Origin of the sequence: Hypnocyclicus thermotrophus (genome assembly GCF_004365575.1) — a bacterium.
Classification (GTDB): domain Bacteria; phylum Fusobacteriota; class Fusobacteriia; order Fusobacteriales; family Fusobacteriaceae; genus Hypnocyclicus; species Hypnocyclicus thermotrophus.
Window position 1 is genome coordinate 128,935 of the sequence record NZ_SOBG01000001.1, and the last position, 17,678, is coordinate 146,612.

A 17,678-nucleotide genomic window follows, 5' to 3' on the forward strand; every position below is an offset into this window, starting at 1 on the left:
TCATCCTATTTTTGATATATAGTTGGTTTTAAATATTTGAATTTATGATTTAATTGACCTAAACTTTCAGAATGGCCAATAAAAAGTAAGCCATTTTTTTCTAAATTATTATAAAATTTATTAACTAAAGTTTCTTGAAATTCACTGTCAAAATATATCATAACATTTCTACAAAATATTATATCAAAGCTATTTTTAAATATAAAAGGTTCTTTTAAATTAAATGCTCTAAAAGTTATATTGTTTTTTATAAAAGGATTTATAGTATAAGCATCTTTTTGTTTTATAAAATATTTTTGTAAATAATATATAGGAATTTCATTTTCTATAATTTTTGGATATTTTCCTTTTATAGCCTTTTGTAAAACATTATGACTAATATCTGTAGCTAATATTTTTATATTTATATCTTCTGGAAGGTATTCATGAAGAACCATAGCTAAAGTATATGGTTCTTCGCCTGTAGAACAAGCAGCACTCCATACACGAATTTCTTTATTTTTGAGAATCCTTTTATTTTCATTTAAAATAAATTTAATATTATTTTTTATAAAATTAAAATGATTGATTTCTCTAAAAAAATTAGTTTTATTAACGGTGATTTCATTTAAAAGTTCAATTTTTAATGCTTTAGAAAGTTTTATATGTTTTATATATTCTTTTATAGTTTTAAAATTATTTTTTTGAAGAAGTTTTTTTATTTTAGTATCTATTATATATTTTTTATCATCACCTAAATGAATTCCAAAGTTTTCATTAAGAAAACTCTGGAATATTAAAAATTCATCGTTATTCATAGTAAGCTCCTTTTTATCAGAAAATTAAACTAAAAATCTAATGGGTCATCTTCTAAAGGAATAACATCTTCAGCTTTTAGTTCAGTATTTTTAAAGGAACTTTTAAGTTTAGTTGGTTTATATGATGTAGTATTACTTCTTATATTTGTATGATTAGTTGATTTATTATTACCATATACTAAATAATTTAAATCTCCTACAATTAGTTTCATACTTTTTGCCTGTGAGTTAAGTTGTTCGGAAGCAGCAGCACTTTCTTCAGCATTTGAAGCTATATTTTGTGTAACTTGTTCCATTTGAGACACAGCTTTTGATATTTGAATTACTCCTTGAGATTGTTCTTGACTTGCGGTTGCTATTTCTTTTACTATTTCACTTACTTTTTCAGAATTTTTAGAAATTTCATCTAGTGCTTTTGCTACTTTGTCAGCTATTTCTACTCCTTTTTGAGATTTTTCTATACTATCTTCTATCATTTCAGATGTATCTTTTGCTGCTTGAGTACTTCTTTGAGCTAAATTTCTCACTTCTTCTGCAACTACAGCAAATCCCATACCAGCTTCTCCAGCTCTAGCAGCTTCTACAGCAGCATTTAAAGCTAAAATATTTGTTTGAAAAGCTATATCATCTATAACTTTTATTATTTTAGAAATTTCATCACTAGAATTTTTTATTTCATGCATCGCAATACTCATTTCTTTCATTTTATTATTTCCATCTAAGGCTACTTCTTTTGCTGCTTGAGTTAAATCAGCAGCTTTTTTAGTATTTTCAGTATTTAATTTTACCATAGATGATGTTTCATCAAGAGTAGAGGATGTTTCTTCTATTGATGATGCTTGTTCTGAACTTCCTTCAGCTAATTCTTGACTAGCAAGTGATAATTGTTCAGAAGCATTAAATACTTGTTCACTGCCATTTTCAAGTTCATTAACAGCTCTAATAATAGGTTTTGTAATAGAATTACTAAGTAAAAATGCTAAAATAATACCAATAATTATAGAAAGAATAGTAATTATTGTAATAGTAAATAAAGAATTATTTGATTTTACAGAAATATTATCAATAGTAGATATAGTTTTATTAAATGCAGAAGTTTTTAAAGTAGAAGCTAGATCAATTATTATATTTCCGGCATCTGTTCTTAAACTACTTAATTCTGTTATTCTTGCTCGTATTTTAAGATGTTTATTACCAAATTCTTTATATTTTTCTAAAATATTACTTATTTTATTTAAATTTTCTAAATGGATTGGATCTTTTTCATTAGATGTAAGAATATTTAATGCATCATTAATTTTTTTAATATTATTAGAAAATGAATTGCTATTATTTTCTGATATATTTTTTTGACTTTTTTCTAGATATAAAAAAATATTTTGAGCATTATTTAAACTACTAGTAATTTCTTTTAAATCATTATTATATATAAAAAAATCTTCTGTTGTTTCAATTTTATTATTCATATTAAAATTTTTACTTAAATCACTTTGTTTAGCATTTAAAAAATCCTTTGTAATGTTATATATATCTAAATATAAGGAGTCAAGATTTGAATTAACTATAGGTAATTCCTCGCTTACTAAAGTATGAGTCTCATAAATTAATTTTTTATAATTATCTAATGCTTTATCAATTGCATTTACTTTTTCTCTTAAATATTCCAAATTTTTATTTTTATTTATTATTTCTTTTGATTTTTCTATATCTTTATTAAATCTTTCTAATATCTTTTCAACTACAGTAAAATCCCTTTCTTTAAGTGTAAATCCGTATTTTCTCATATCAAACATTAAATCCCAATTATCAGTATTTAAAGTATCTCCAATATTTAATTCTTGTATAACTGTATTACCTAAAAAATTAGTATTTTTTTTAATATTATTTGAATTAATAAATGAAAAGACTCCAAGAATAGTTAATAATCCAATTATTCCTAAAAAACCAGAATTAATTTTAGTACTTAATTTCATTTTGATATCCTCCCTCTTTAAAATAAATATTTTATAAGTTTTGTAATTTATTTTTTGTAAGAATTTTTTCAATATCTAATAAACTAATAACTCGATCCTTTACTTTAGCCATCCCTTTAATAAATTCACCATCAATTTGTATCTCTTCTTTAGAAATTTCTTGTATTTGTGATTCATGAATATCAATAACTTCAGCAACAATATCTACAGCAATTCCCATTTGTTTTGATATTTCAGAAGTATTGATATCTACTACTATAATACAAGTCCTTTCATCATATGATTTTTCTTCTAGTCCTAGTTTTAATCTAAGGTCCATAATTGAAATAACTTTACCTCTTAAATTAATTACACCTTTGATAAAATTAGGAGTTTTAGGTACTTCTGTAATAGGTAACATAGCTATAATTTCTTTTACTACATTGATAGGAATTCCATAATTTTCATTTTTTAGTACAAATGTTAGGTATTTGGACTTTTCCTTCATGACTATCCCTCCTTTAATTAAACTTGCAATTAAGATATACTGTACAAAAATAAAAATCCTTTTTAAAAATTAAAAAATTGACAGAACCATTATAAAGTGTTAATATATATTCATGACAAAAAAAGTAATGTATGTTATTAAAATATATAGTAAAAATAATTATAAAAAATTAATAATTTAAAAATATAGGAGGTATAAATGGAAAAAATATTATTTACAACAAAATCATGTCCAAATTGTCCACCAGTAAAAGAGATGTTAAAACCTTATGAAGATATAAAACAGCTTGATGCACATGAAAATATGGATTTAGTATCTAAATATGGAATAAGAGCCGTTCCTACTCTTGTTGTTGATAACGGAATAGACTTTGAAATGTTTACAGGGTATGATAAAATTAAAAGTTTTATTGATAACAAATAATAAAAAAGGACTTAATTTATTTAAGCCCTTTTTTTATTTAAATTTTATTTTAAAAAAATAAAAAGGATACTTTCTTATTATATAGTAAATAATATGATGAATTTATTAAAAAAATACAAAAGAGACTTATAAATAAATATAAGCCTCTTAGGTAGAAATTTAAGGATATAAATGTGGTCTAGTGTAAAAGATTGTCTTAAGAATATGATACAATATTTTAGATAGATTGTCAATAAAAATTTTATTTTTTATAATAAATTTTATTTTTATATTAGTATGATAATATTGTAATAATTAAAAAAAAATGATAATATTAAAGTAGGGTGAAAATGATAATATTAAAGTAGGGTGAAATTATGAAAAAAGTTAAAGTAAATGAGTTAAAGCCGAATATGATTTTAGCTGAAACTATACTTGGAAAAGGTGGAAGGATTCTTTTATCAACAGGAATAAAATTAAACGAAGCTCTCATTAATAAAATAAAAGAAACGGGCAAAAAATCTATATATATTGAAGAAGATAAACATGAGATTAAAATGGAAGGAATAGCAGAGAGCAATGGAGAAAAAATTCATTTTGGCTCACAAGTAGATATTGAAGAACATTTAAATATAGAATTAATGCAAAAAGTTGAAGATGATTTTGAAGAAGTTGCTAATACTGTAAAAAATGGAATTCTTAATCTAAATCTTAGTGAAGAAGAAATTGTTAAAAATACAGGAGATGTCACAGAATTTATTAAAAATAATTTTAATTCAAATTATGCATATATTTTTAGAAGTATTATGACAATAAGAGATGTAGATGAGTATTTATATAGGCATTCTGTTAATGTTGCCGTATTATCTTTTTTACTTGCTAAATGGTTAGGATATAATGATGAAAAATTAAACAAAATATTATATGCTGGATTGTTACATGATATAGGAAAATTAAAAGTGGATCAAAATGTTTTAAATAAACCAGGAAAACTTACAGCAGAAGAATTTGAAATAGTAAAAAAACATGCACTTTATACATATAAAATATTAGAAGATTTTAGATCACTAGATAAAGAAATACTTTATGGAGCAACATTTCATCATGAAAAACTTGATGGAAGTGGTTATCCATTTGGTTTGAAAGATAATAAAATACCTGAATTTGCAAGAATAATAGCTATTGCAGATATATTTGATGCGATGACTTCAAATAGAGTTTATCATAATAAAAAATCACCTTTTTTAGTACTGGAGATGTTTAGTACAAATAGCTTTGGGAAATTAGATCCACGTATTGTGTATATATTTTTACAAAGATTTGTAGAGTACTATATAGGAAGTGAAGTTATATTAAATAATGGTAAAAAAGCTAAAATAGTTAGAATTAATTTTACTGAAATAACAAAGCCTCTTTTATTAGATGAAAATGGAGATTTTATTGATATGTCCAAAGAAAGAGATGTAAAAATAGATGATTTTTATGTAAAAGAATTAGAAAATTTTGATAAATAAAAAGACTAATAGTAATAAACTACTATTAGTCTTTTTATTATGTTAATCTTGAAAATTTAATTTAACTTCTAAAATTTTATCAAATATATTAATAAAACAATCAACTAATTCTGGATGGAAATGCTCTCCGCGTTCTTCTTTTATTAAATTCAAAGCTTTTTCTGATGGCCAAGGCTCTTTATATGGTCTTTTACTTGTAAGAGCATCAAAAACATCAGCAATAGCAACAATAGAAGCGTAAATGCTTATTTCATTATCTTTTAATCCTCGGGGATATCCTTTCCCATTATATTTTTCATGATGTTCCAATGCAACTATTTTTGCCATTTTTAATAAATCTGAAGGATGATCACCTATTATTTTTGCTCCTATATTAGAATGTGTTTTCATAATTTGCCATTCTTTATCATTTAGTTTTCCAGGTTTTTGAAGAATATTATCTGGGATACCAATTTTTCCAATATCATGCATAGGTGCAGCATTAAATAAAAGATTAGCTTCATATTCTGGAATACCATATTCTAATGCTAAAAGCTTTGAATAAGTACTCATTCTAATAATATGAGCACCAGTTTCATTATCTTTATATTCAGCAGCTAAACCTAATTTTCTAATTATTTCTAATTGAGTATTTTGTATCTCTTTTGTTTTTTTATCTACTTCAATTGCTAGTGCTTTTGTTTGATTAGCTAGTTTTAAATGTGTTTTAATTCGTGCTTTTGTGATAGTTGGTCTTATGGGTTTTGTTAAATAATCTACTGCACCAGCTTCAAATCCGAGCTTTTCATCAACTTCTTGATCTTTAGCTGTTACAAATATTACAGGAATATTTTTAGTCTGAATATTATTTTTTAAGTTTCTACAAACTTCATAGCCGTCCATCTCAGGCATCATTATGTCTAATAAAATCAAATCAGGTAAAAATTTTTCAGCTATTTTTAGTGCTATTTTTCCATTTTTAGCTACTTTTATATTATATTCTTCATTTAAAATACCTGCTAAAACATCAAGATTTTCTGGGGTATCATCGACTATTAATATAGTATATTTATTCATCAACATCCACTTCCTCATTAATCAACTTATTAACAATGTCAATTGCTTCATCATATTCATAATTTTCTAGTAATGACTTTAAAGTAGTAATCTCCTTTTTATTATAATTTAGTGAATCAATTATATCTATTGCTTTAGAATCATATTCTTCAAGTTTTTCTTTTAATTTTAATAATTTTTCTTTAAAATCTTTTTTTGAAATTATATTATTTGATTTAATATCTTCACTTTTTTTAAAATGAGTATTTATTTTATTTATTAAATTTTCTAAAGAAATTTTGATAGTTGTTATAATATTGAGCTCTTTTTCAGTAAAATTTTTATCTAAATTTTGCTCAACTTCTATAATTTTATTATATATTTCATCAGCGCCAAGATTTCCAATAACACCCTTTTGTTTATGGAGAAAAGATTTTAATTCTTTAATATTATTATTATCAATTGCACGATCGATATTTTTTGAAAAATCTTTATTATTTTCAGCAAATTTTTTAAGAAGTTTAATATAAAGAGGTTTGCTTCCTAGTCTTTGGATAGCTTCTTTTGTATTTAATTCGTTAAAATTTTCTAATATAACATCTTCAGAGTTGATATTGTTTTTATTAGATAGTATATTTTTTTTAGTCCATTTTTTTATTATAGAAAATAATACATTGATATCAATAGGTTTTGTTATATAATCATTCATTTCATGATTTAATACTTTTTCTTTTGTCCCGCTCATTGCATCAGCACTTAATGCAATGATAGGTATTTTAATACCCATATTTCGTATTTCTAAACTAGCTTTATATCCATCAAGAATAGGCATTTGTAGGTCCATAAGAATTAAATCATAATTATTGTTATGATTTTTTAATAAATTAACAGCTTCTAAACCATTATTAACTAAAGTTACATTTATTTCTTCGTTTTCTAGTATTTCTTTTATTACTTGCTGATTGATTTCATTGTCTTCTGCGACAAGAATATTTATATTTAAAAACTCTTTTGAGCTAATATTTTTGTTTTCTTCTTTTATAAGCTCTTTATCATTAGTATTAAAAGCTTCTATAATACTATCATATAATATTGACTGACTAAGTGGTTTAATAAGTATAGTTTCTATTTTTTCATTTTCAATTTGATTTAATATATCTTCTCTACCATAAGAAGTCATAAATATAAATTTTATATTATTAGCTTTATTAATTTTTTTAATTTCACGTAAAGTTTCTACTCCATTTAATCCAGGGAGTTTATAATCCATAAGAACTAAATCATATTTATTTTTTTTAATCATTTCAATAGATTTTTCGCCATGAGAAACTATATCATTTTGCAACTCAAAGCTATCTAGATAATTTTTTATAACTTCTTGAGAGGATTCATTATCTTCAACGACTAATACTCGTATTGAATTAAAACTAATAGGTAAAAATTTTTTATTGATTTTATGCTCACTTATTTTAAGAGGGAGAGTAAAGAAAAAAGTACTTCCCTTTTTATATTCACTATTTACTCCAATACTTCCTCCCATCATCTCTACCAATTTTTTAGATATACTTAATCCAAGTCCTGTACCACCATACTTTCTAGTAGTAGAAGTATCAGCTTGAGAGAAAGCTGTAAATAATTTATTGAGTTGTTCTTTAGTCATTCCTATACCTGTATCACTTACTTCAAATTTTAATATTAATTCACTTGTTGATTCTTTTAGATTTAATATAGATATATTTAATTTAACTTCTCCTTTTTCAGTAAATTTAATAGCATTATTTGTTAAATTTAATAACACTTGATTGATTCTAAGTGGGTCACCAATTAAATTTATAGGAATATTAGGGTCTTTTTTTATTATGAATTCAAGACCTTTAGAATGTGCTTTAATATTTGTAATATTAGATAGATTATCTAAAAGTTCATCTAAATTAAACTCTATTTTTTCTATTATGAGTTTGCCAGCTTCTATTTTTGAAAAATCCAAAATATCATTAATTATTCCTAATAAATTTTTTGAAGCTTTATCTATTTTTTTTATATAATCTAACTGTTTTTTATTAAGCTGGGTTTGAGCAAGTAAAGTACTTAAACCTATAATAGCATTCATAGGAGTACGAATTTCATGACTCATATTTGCTAAAAAATCACTTTTTGCTTTAGTAGCGGCTTCAGCTGTTTCTTTTGCTTTTTCTAATTTTTTATTTAAATTAATAAGATCAGTAATATCAGTACTCATATTATAAAGGCCGATTATATTATTATGTTTATCTGTTATTGCTCTTTTATTTGTTTTTAGATGATAAATATTTCCGTTTTTATCTTTTATAGTTTCTATTAAGTTACTTATTTCTTTACCATTTTTTAGTATTTCTTTTTCTAATTCTAAATTATGATTACTTTTACTTACGATATCATCAGAACTATCTTTTCCTATTATATCAGTCCAATGTTCATAACCTAAAAAATTAGCATATTTTTGGTTTGCAGCTATGTATTTTAGATCTTTATCTTTTAAGTATATAAAGTCATTTGAATTTTCTAAAATAGCTGAGAAATTTCTATTTAAAGCACTTATTTCATCTATATTTTTAAATGCTATTACAGCACCAGTTATTTTATCATTTTCTATAATAGGAACACTATTGTATTCAACGTTTATTTTACTTTTATGTTTACACCAAAACACTTCTTCAACTCTTGAATTTTCTAAGCCTTGTGTATATGATAAATATATTGGAGAATCTTCTTTAAAATATATACTCCCATCATGATGTGCATATTGTATAGTTTCATGAATATTTTTTCCTATAAGTTCATCTATACTTTTATACATTAAAATTTTAGCTGCACTAGGGTTTATAAAAGTGATTTTACCGTTATTATCTACACCAATTATCCCTTCACCTATTGATTGTAACAATAAATTACTTTGTTTTTCAGCTTTTACTCTATCAGTGATATCTATACTCCAACCACCTATTAAATATAAATTGTTTTCAGAATCATATAAAGGGAATCTATATTCCATAAAAACTTTTCCACTTTTTTTACAATGGATATCTTTTTGTATTATTGATCTTTGAGTTATAACCTCATTATCCATAGAATTATACAATTTAACCAGTTTTTTCTCTTGTATAATTTCAGTATCAGTTTTTCCTAAAACATTTTCTTTTAAAATATTAAATCTTTTTTTAAATTTATTATTTACATATATATAATTTCCTTTAATATCTTTTAAAAACATTATAGCAGGAGAAGAATCAAGTATACTTTGTAGTTTTTTTTCGCTTTCAGCTAATTCTTTTTCTATTTTCTTTTTAAGTGTAATATCTTCTAAAACTATTAGATAATTTTTTATATTATCATCATCATCTAACACAGGTGATATAATTATAGAAAACCAAATATTATTATTATTTATATCACCTTGCCAAATATCACCACTTTTAATTATATTCCATATGTTATCTGGAATATAATTAAAAATATTTTTAACATTATTATTTATAATTTTTTCTTTTGGAATAGATGTAAAATTTAAAAAAACTTCATTTATATATTCAATTATTAATTCATTATTACAAATAACAGTTGCAGTTGGACTTTGTTCTATAGCAGCTGTAATAATTTTAAGCTCATTTGTACGTAAGTTTATTAATTCTTCTAAATGATTTTTATATTGATTTAATTCTTCTTCATTTTTTTTAATTGAGTCTGTCATAATATTAAATGAAGTAGCAAGTTCTTCAAATTCATCTTTAGTATGCATCTCAATTTTTTTATCTAAAACACCTGTATTAGTAATAAAATCTGCCTCTGTTTTTAGTTTTTTAAGAGGAACTATTACTATTTTATGGATAAGTATAATAAATAATATTGTAAGAGCTGTAAGAGAGAAAAATAAAATAGCAAGGACAGTAAAAATTGATTTACTTATTTCACTTTTTATTTCACTTTCTGATAAAAAAGTAAGTGTTTTCCAATTTAATTTATTTGAATAATATGAAAAAATTTTATAATCAATATTTTCATAATTATAATCAATAATTGAATTTCCAGATTTAAAACTTTCTAATAGTTTTTTTGTGCTAAAATTTTTATTAAGCATTTTATTTTTAGAAGCTATTACATTGTTATTTTCATCAACAAGAGCTATCCAACCATTATCTAACATATTAATAGCTTCTATATGTTTTATTAAAAAATCAACAGATACATTTATTCCAATTATACCCATCACGTTATGTTCTTTATTTAATATAGCTTTTGCTATAGTAATAAAGCTTTTATTTTCTGAATCATATGTAAAGATATGAGTATCTAATGGATTTTTTAAAGCGTTAATATACCAAGAATAATTTTGATAATCTTTTTTGATTTTATTTTCTGATGAAATATATTTTCCATCAGTAGTTGCTAAAAAAACTTCCTTTACATATTCATGAGCTAATTGATAATCTCTAAAGAGTTTAGATAATTTAGTATTAGGATTTGTTTTAGAAATATGAGAAATAATATATTTATCCATCATATTTTTATCTTGAAATGCAAGTTCTGTATTTAATGATAATGTATTTACATCACTTTTTAAGTCATCGACAATTGATTCAATAAAAAAATTAAGGTGTTCCATTTGTTTATAGGCACTATCTTCGATAATACTAAAATTTTTATTCATCATTTCTTTGCCTACTTCTATACTAAAAAAAGTAAATATAGAAACAAGAGAAACAACAAAAACAATACTTATTTTTTTCTTTATATTCATAATTAGTCTTCCTTTCTTTTTTTTGTAATTAAAGTATATTTTTTAAAAAGTGTCAGTGCTAACACTTTTTAAAAAAATATTTTGATAAAATATGAGGTTTAGCTTAATTATTTATAGCAAACCTTATAATATTTTACCTTTAAAATTATAGAAATTCAAGGTAAAATAAAGTATAAGAATTTTATTTATAAAATAAATTTATTAAAATAAAAAGTAAAAAAATAAAGTGTCAGCGCTGACACTAATTGAGGTGAATAATGGAAACAATTTTTATAACAAATTATAATGAAATATCAGATTATGAAAACACAATATATATATTTGAAACAATAACAGATAAAGAATATTTTTTAAAACAAAGAAAAAATATATTTGATAATAATATATATATCAGTTATACAGAATTTTTAAATCAAATCTTTGTTACAGATTATATAGTTCTTAGAGAGGAAAAACCAGTATTGTTTTTTTATAAATCATTGTCAAAAGAGTTTAAAAAAAAATATAATTTTATAAATTATTATGATTTTATAGATACTGCATATAATATTATTAATTTTCAAAATATTTTAAAAGAATATAAAATTGAAAAATTAAAAAATCTTGAAAATTGGCAACAAGAATATATTGATAATATAACAAAGGAATATAAAAAATTTATAAAATATATTAATGAAAGAAAATATACTATTCAATCAGAAATATATAATATAAACAATTTAAATATAGAGGCGATAAAAAATTATAAAAATATTATGTTTATAGAAAAAATAAATATAACGCCATTTGAAAAAGAATATATAAGAAAACTATCAAAAAATTTTAATATAATAAATACTCTATTTGTATCAGCAAAAAGTTTTGATAAAAAAAAATATAAATTAGTAGATAATTTTCAATTAGATAAAGAAAAAATAGAAGTTTATGAAAATAAAACAGTAAAAGAAAGTATAGCTATTTTATTATCTAAAATAAAAGATATAAATTTTATTTATACATATGATATAGAAAATATAAATTTTAATATATACAAAGATTATATAAAAGTTAATAAGTCAAATAAATTAGAAAATACTAACTTATATTATGTAATAAGTCAAATATATAACTTATTAAAAACTATAGTGGAAATAGATAAAAAGAAATATATTTCAATGAAATCATTAATTGAAGCATTATATAGTATAGAAGTAAGAGAATATTTTAATATAAAAGAAGAAATAGTATCATATCTATATAAGTATAAAGAAGATGGGTATTTGTATATAGATGAAAATATATTAACAGAAGATAAAAGTTATTTTCAAAGTGATAAAAGCGAAAAATTAATACAGATAATAGAATTAATAAAAAAATTAAATAAATTTAAAACTTTAAATGAGTATATAGAGTACTTTTCAAAAGGATTTAATTATGAAAAATATGAAAATGAGAAATATCCAGATATAATAGCAAAATATTTTGAAAGTTTATCAGAAATTAAATCTTTAATTGATATATTCGGAGATAAATGGAATGGTTATTTTAAAAATATCTCTGAAGGACTTTTTAGAATGATACTAAAATATTTTCGTGCAAAAAATATAGAAGTATTAAATGATAATACTATAATTATAGATAAAATAGAAAATATACCAATTATAAATAATAAAATAGCTATAATAAATGTATCAAGTGGAAATTTTTTAAATAAAAATTTTGATTTTTTACTAAGTGAAAAGCAAAAAGAAGAAAATGGAATTATTACTTATGATGAAAAAAAACTTATTGAAAAGTATAAATTTTATAGAATGATAAATTTTAGTGAAAATATTAAAATTTTTTCATTAAAAGATGAAGAAATAGGACTTGATAGAAATCCATTTTTAGAAGAATTAATATTAAAATACAATTTAGATATAAACAAAAGTGAAATTGATGTAGATAGAATTTTTATAGATAATTTTAAAATGAAAAATAATGAAAAATTAGAATTTGAAAATATTTATAATATATATGTAGAAAATAATGATTTTAGAAATAATAAACTTAATATAGGAAGTTACACATATATGGAGTTAAAAAAATGTAAATATAAATATTTTTTAAGGTATATAGGTGAAATATTAAATCAAAATATAATAATAAAAGAAGAATTTAGCAAAAAAATAGTAGGAATATTTTTTCATATGATAATGGAAAAAATTTCAAAAAAGATTATGGATGAAAATATAGAAAATTATTTAAATGAATTAATAAAAAGCTATTATAAATTTATTGAAACAAAGCTTCCTATTAATTATGAAAAATATTATAAAGATATTTTTATTAAGCATTTTGAAAAGAATATAATTAAGTTTGTATATGAAATAAGAAAATATATAGAAAATAATATAGAAACAGAAAAAAAAGTGGAAAAAGAAATTTTTGAAATCAATAATATAAAAATTAATATGAATGGTCGTATCGATGCATATATAGAAAATAATGATAAAAAAATAATTATTGATTATAAAACAGGTAGTGGAGACGATATGCAATTAAAATTTTATGAATATCTTATAGGTGAAAGTGTAGATAAATATATATATGATTTATGGAAAGGTGAATTAGATAAAAAAGATAAAAAAGATAAAAAAATAGAAAAAGAAGATATAGTAAATGAATTAAATTTTTTAAATATAGGATATTATATGAGAACAGAAAAAAAATCAAATTGTAATAATTGTGAATACATAGATATATGTAATGAGGTGAATATTAATGAAAATAATACTAAAAGCTAGTGCAGGAACAGGAAAAACTTATAGATTATCATTGGAATATATAGCTAGTTTATTGAAAGGTGAAAATTATGAAGAGATAGTTGTAATGACTTTTACAAATAAAGCTACTGCAGAAATAAAAGAGAGAATATTTAAATTCTTAAATGATATTATCATACAAAATAAAAATGGAATAGAATTAATTCAGAATATAAAAAAAATACATGATATCGAAATAAATATGGAAAAATTAAAAATGATATATAATAATATGATAAAAAATAGAGAGCTTATAAAAATATATACAATAGATAGTTTTATTAATTTTATATTTAAAAAAATAGTTGCACCTCAATATAATATATTTAATTATGAAATAATAAATACTGAAAAGCATAATGAAATTTTATTAGAAGTATTAAAAAAAATATTTGATAATCCTGATTATTTTGAAAAAATAGAAGATTTTTTACAAGAAAATATGGAAAAAGAATTAGAAAATTATACAAGATTTATTAGTGGAATTTTAGGAAAAAGATGGTTATTTTACTTAATAGATAAAAAAGAAAAAGAAAAATATATAGAAAAAAACACAATTGTAGAAAATTATAATAAAATTATAGATTTGATTATGGATTATAAAGATATTACAAGAGATGAGATTTTTAAATTTTTAAATAAAGATTATCAAAAAGTACTTGAATTAAGTAATAATGAAATAAAAGAATTTTTTTTAAATAATAGTAAAAAAATATTAAAAGATGATAAAAAAATATGGAATGGACAAAAAATAAGAAACAATAAAAAAAGAGCAATAGTAGATGAACTTACTTTTTATTTTAATGAAATAAAAGAGGAAATCGCTAAAAAGATATATAATAATAAAATACTGAATTATGAAAAAAAATTAAAAGAAATGTCAGAAATAATTTATAAAATTTATGATGAAATTGTATTTAGAGAAAAAAAATTTACACACAGTGATATTAGTAATTATGTATATGATTATCTTTTTGTAAAAAGATTTGAAATATTTCAACAAAATTTAGTAGTTCAATTTATAGAAAATGTTTTAGGAAATGACATTACATCTTTGTTTATAGATGAATTTCAAGATACAAGTGTATTACAATGGAAGATATTAAAGCCATTTATTAGAAAAGCAAAAAATTTAATATTTGTAGGAGATGAAAAACAAAGTATTTATAGATTTAGAGGGGGAGAAAAAGAACTTTTTCAAAATTTAAATAAATTAATTGGAGCAAAAGAAGAATATATGAACATTTCATATAGAACAGATAAAAATATTTTGAATTTTATTAATATAATTTTTTCAAATATACCTAATTGGAAATATTATAGTATAAATCCTATAAAAAATAAAGATGAAGGATATGTTTATACATATGTAGATAAAGAAGAAAAAGATATATTAGAAAATTTAATAAATACTATAAAAAATAAAATAAAAAATAGAAGTAATAGTGTAATTTTAGCAAGAAATAATAAAGAATTAACTAAAATAACAGAAAAATTAAAAGAGGAAAATATTGCTTTTATAACAAATAGTAATCAATCTATTATTTTTCATAGAGTTATAAAGCCAGTATATAGCTTATTAAAATATTTTATAACAGAAAACATTTTCTTTTTATTAGAATTTTTAAGAAATGATATTATATATATAAATGATATGCTTCTTAAGGAAATGATAATACATAAAAAAGAGATAAATAGTTTTTTATTTAGTGATTATGAAATAAATATACAGTTATCAAATGAAATAATGATATTAGTTAATAAAATAAAATCAATATACAATATAAGAAATACAATAGATGAGATAGTAAAAGAGATTTATAATCAATTTAATATATTAGATACATATAATAGTAATAATGATATTGCAAATATTAATAAATTTTATGATATTGCTACTAATTATAATGATATAAGCAAATTAATTCTAGAATTAGAAAATAATATAAATAATGAAAAGTATAGACAAGCTTCGGGTAAGGATAAAAATGCGATAAGTGTAATGACAATTCATAAAGCAAAAGGACTTGAATTTGAAAATGTATTATATTATATAAAAAATAAAAGAAGTAATGAGATTAAGGAAAACTATTTTATAAAATTTGATAAAAATTATGAAAAAATAGAAGAATATATATTTACTCACGAAAATGATATAAAAACCTTAGAAATTTTAGAAAAAAATATTATAAAAGAATATAAAAGAAAAAACCTTGATGAAGAGATAAATAATCATTATGTGGCAATGACTAGACCTAAAAAAAATCTTTTTGTTTTTTATTGTCGTAATTATAAAAATGAGTTAAATGATAGCTTGTTTTCAAAGATTATAGATTTAGAAAATGAAAATACATATACTATTGGTGAATTTAAAGAAGTATTAGAAGAAAAAAAAATAGATAAAAAATATATAGATATTTCAAATTATAAAAATAAAAAAGAAATAAATAAAAAAGAAGTAGAGTATATTGACCTTGAAAGAGAAATAAAAAGAAAAATAGGACTTGCGACACATTATTATTTGAGTTTTATTAAATACAATAAAAAAGAAGAACATGAATATGCTAAAAAAGCTTTACTTAATAAATATGGAAATATGTTTGGAAAAAAAGAAATAAATAATATTTTTTTAAGAATAGATGAATTTATAAAAAAATATAAAAAAATATTTAATGAAAGATATAAAGTATTTACGGAATTAGAATTATATCATAATAATAAAAAATATATATTAGATAGAGTAATGATAGATAATCAGGAAAAGATAATACATATATATGATTATAAAACGGGTGGTTATAAATTAGAGCAATTAAGAATTTATAAAAATATATTAGAAGAAAAATTAGGAAATGTGTATAAAGTAATGACAGGAGAAGATTATTATTTAAAAATAGAATAAAAGATTAAATTAAAATAAAAATATGAGAAAAGTAGTAGGGTACCTTTCTCATATTTTTTATTTTACAATAAGATAATTATTCCATTTATTATCTTTTGTACGTAGTATTATACGATTTCTAGAATAAAGTAATGGTTTATTTAAATTAATATTGAGAATACCATTATTGAGATTATACCATTTCCAACCATAACCAGAAATATACACTTCAATTTGTTTAATAGAATTATTTAGAGTTACATTTATATTAGTTATTGAGTTATTTTTTATTTCAATATTATTCCATCTAGCTATTAAATATTTTATATTTAACCAAAATTCTATATTGTCGTTTTCTCCAAGAGCAATTCTATTTAGATCATAAATATTATTTTTATTACTAATAGCACCTGAATTTTGATTAAAAATTGCTTGAAAATTTAAATTTTTTAAATAATTTAAGATATTATAATCATATTCACCATAAGGATGACTATAATAATTAATTTTTTTATTAAGTTCTTTTTCTAAAATATTTACACTTTTTTTGATATCGTTTAATAATACATTAGTAGAAATATTTAGAGAATGTTGGTGAGAATGACTATGTGTAGCAACTTCACCATATTTACTGATATCTCTAAGTTCCTCAAATGTAACAAAATCAGGATATTTACCAATAATGGGTTCTGTATTGGCAAATAAAGTAAAAGGATAGTTATATTCTTTGAATACAGGTAATCCATTATTATAAAAACTTTTATATGCATCATCTATAGTAAATGCTACCCAATTATCAGGAATTTCTTCATTATTTTTAATTTTAGATACCATATTTTTTAAAGAGACTACTTTGTAATTATTATTCTTTAGATAGTCAAAGTGTTTCCTTAAAGTAGAAATAGAAATATTTGAAGAGGTAAATCTATTATCTCCAAATCTATGATATACAAATATATGTCCATCAGCAAATAAACTGTAGCTAAAGATTATAAATAATATAATCAAAATGTTTTTAAAATTCATAAGTCC

10 protein-coding genes are annotated in these 17,678 nt (G+C 21.2%); 4 read left to right on the forward strand and 6 right to left on the reverse strand.

Annotated features, from left to right (window positions below; translation table 11 throughout):
* Positions 1 to 5: 5 nt before the first annotated feature.
* The 3 genes from EV215_RS00655 to EV215_RS00665 are packed head-to-tail and all read right to left on the reverse strand — an operon-like array spanning position 6 to position 3,257.
* Entirely contained in the window at positions 6 to 797 is a 792-nt protein-coding gene (locus tag EV215_RS00655) for a CheR family methyltransferase (RefSeq protein WP_134111894.1), read from the reverse strand.
* Positions 798 to 826: 29 nt separating this feature from the next.
* Positions 827 to 2,770 carry a methyl-accepting chemotaxis protein gene (locus tag EV215_RS00660; RefSeq protein WP_134111895.1) on the reverse strand — a complete coding sequence of 648 codons (1,944 nt, stop codon included), beginning with the start codon at positions 2,768 to 2,770 and terminating at the stop codon, positions 827 to 829.
* Positions 2,771 to 2,801: 31 nt separating this feature from the next.
* Positions 2,802 to 3,257, reverse strand: coding sequence for a chemotaxis protein CheW (locus EV215_RS00665; RefSeq protein WP_134111897.1), 456 nt, complete (start codon positions 3,255 to 3,257; stop codon positions 2,802 to 2,804).
* Between the two features lie 198 nt (positions 3,258 to 3,455).
* On the opposite strand from EV215_RS00665, the gene EV215_RS00670 reads away from it, so the two are divergent.
* Positions 3,456 to 3,680 (forward strand): thioredoxin domain-containing protein, encoded by a 225-nt coding sequence (locus tag EV215_RS00670; protein ID WP_134111899.1) that lies wholly within the window; start codon positions 3,456 to 3,458, stop codon positions 3,678 to 3,680.
* Between the two features lie 356 nt (positions 3,681 to 4,036).
* On the forward strand, positions 4,037 to 5,173 hold the full coding sequence (locus EV215_RS00675) for an HD-GYP domain-containing protein (RefSeq protein ID WP_134111901.1): 1,137 nt from the start codon (positions 4,037 to 4,039) through the stop codon (positions 5,171 to 5,173).
* A 42-nt stretch (positions 5,174 to 5,215) separates the two neighbouring features.
* Here EV215_RS00675 and EV215_RS00680 read toward each other — a convergent pair whose 3' ends face one another.
* Positions 5,216 to 6,229 carry a response regulator gene (locus tag EV215_RS00680; protein ID WP_208320304.1) on the reverse strand — a complete coding sequence of 338 codons (1,014 nt, stop codon included), beginning with the start codon at positions 6,227 to 6,229 and terminating at the stop codon, positions 5,216 to 5,218.
* Entirely contained in the window at positions 6,222 to 10,982 is a 4,761-nt protein-coding gene (locus tag EV215_RS00685) for a response regulator (protein ID WP_134111905.1), read from the reverse strand. The genes EV215_RS00680 and EV215_RS00685 overlap by 8 nt, the downstream gene beginning before the upstream one ends.
* A 257-nt stretch (positions 10,983 to 11,239) precedes the next feature.
* Between EV215_RS00685 and EV215_RS00690 the strand changes: the two genes are divergently transcribed.
* On the forward strand, positions 11,240 to 13,747 hold the full coding sequence (locus EV215_RS00690; protein ID WP_134111907.1) for a PD-(D/E)XK nuclease family protein: 2,508 nt from the start codon (positions 11,240 to 11,242) through the stop codon (positions 13,745 to 13,747).
* Positions 13,725 to 16,667 (forward strand): UvrD-helicase domain-containing protein, encoded by a 2,943-nt coding sequence (locus EV215_RS00695; protein WP_134111908.1) that lies wholly within the window; start codon positions 13,725 to 13,727, stop codon positions 16,665 to 16,667. Before EV215_RS00690 ends, EV215_RS00695 begins: the two co-directional genes overlap by 23 nt.
* 57 nt (positions 16,668 to 16,724) lie before the next feature.
* Here the strand turns inward: EV215_RS00695 and EV215_RS00700 are convergent, their stop codons facing one another.
* Positions 16,725 to 17,672, reverse strand: coding sequence for a polysaccharide deacetylase family protein (locus EV215_RS00700; protein WP_134111909.1), 948 nt, complete (start codon positions 17,670 to 17,672; stop codon positions 16,725 to 16,727).
* Positions 17,673 to 17,678: the final 6 nt, after the last annotated feature.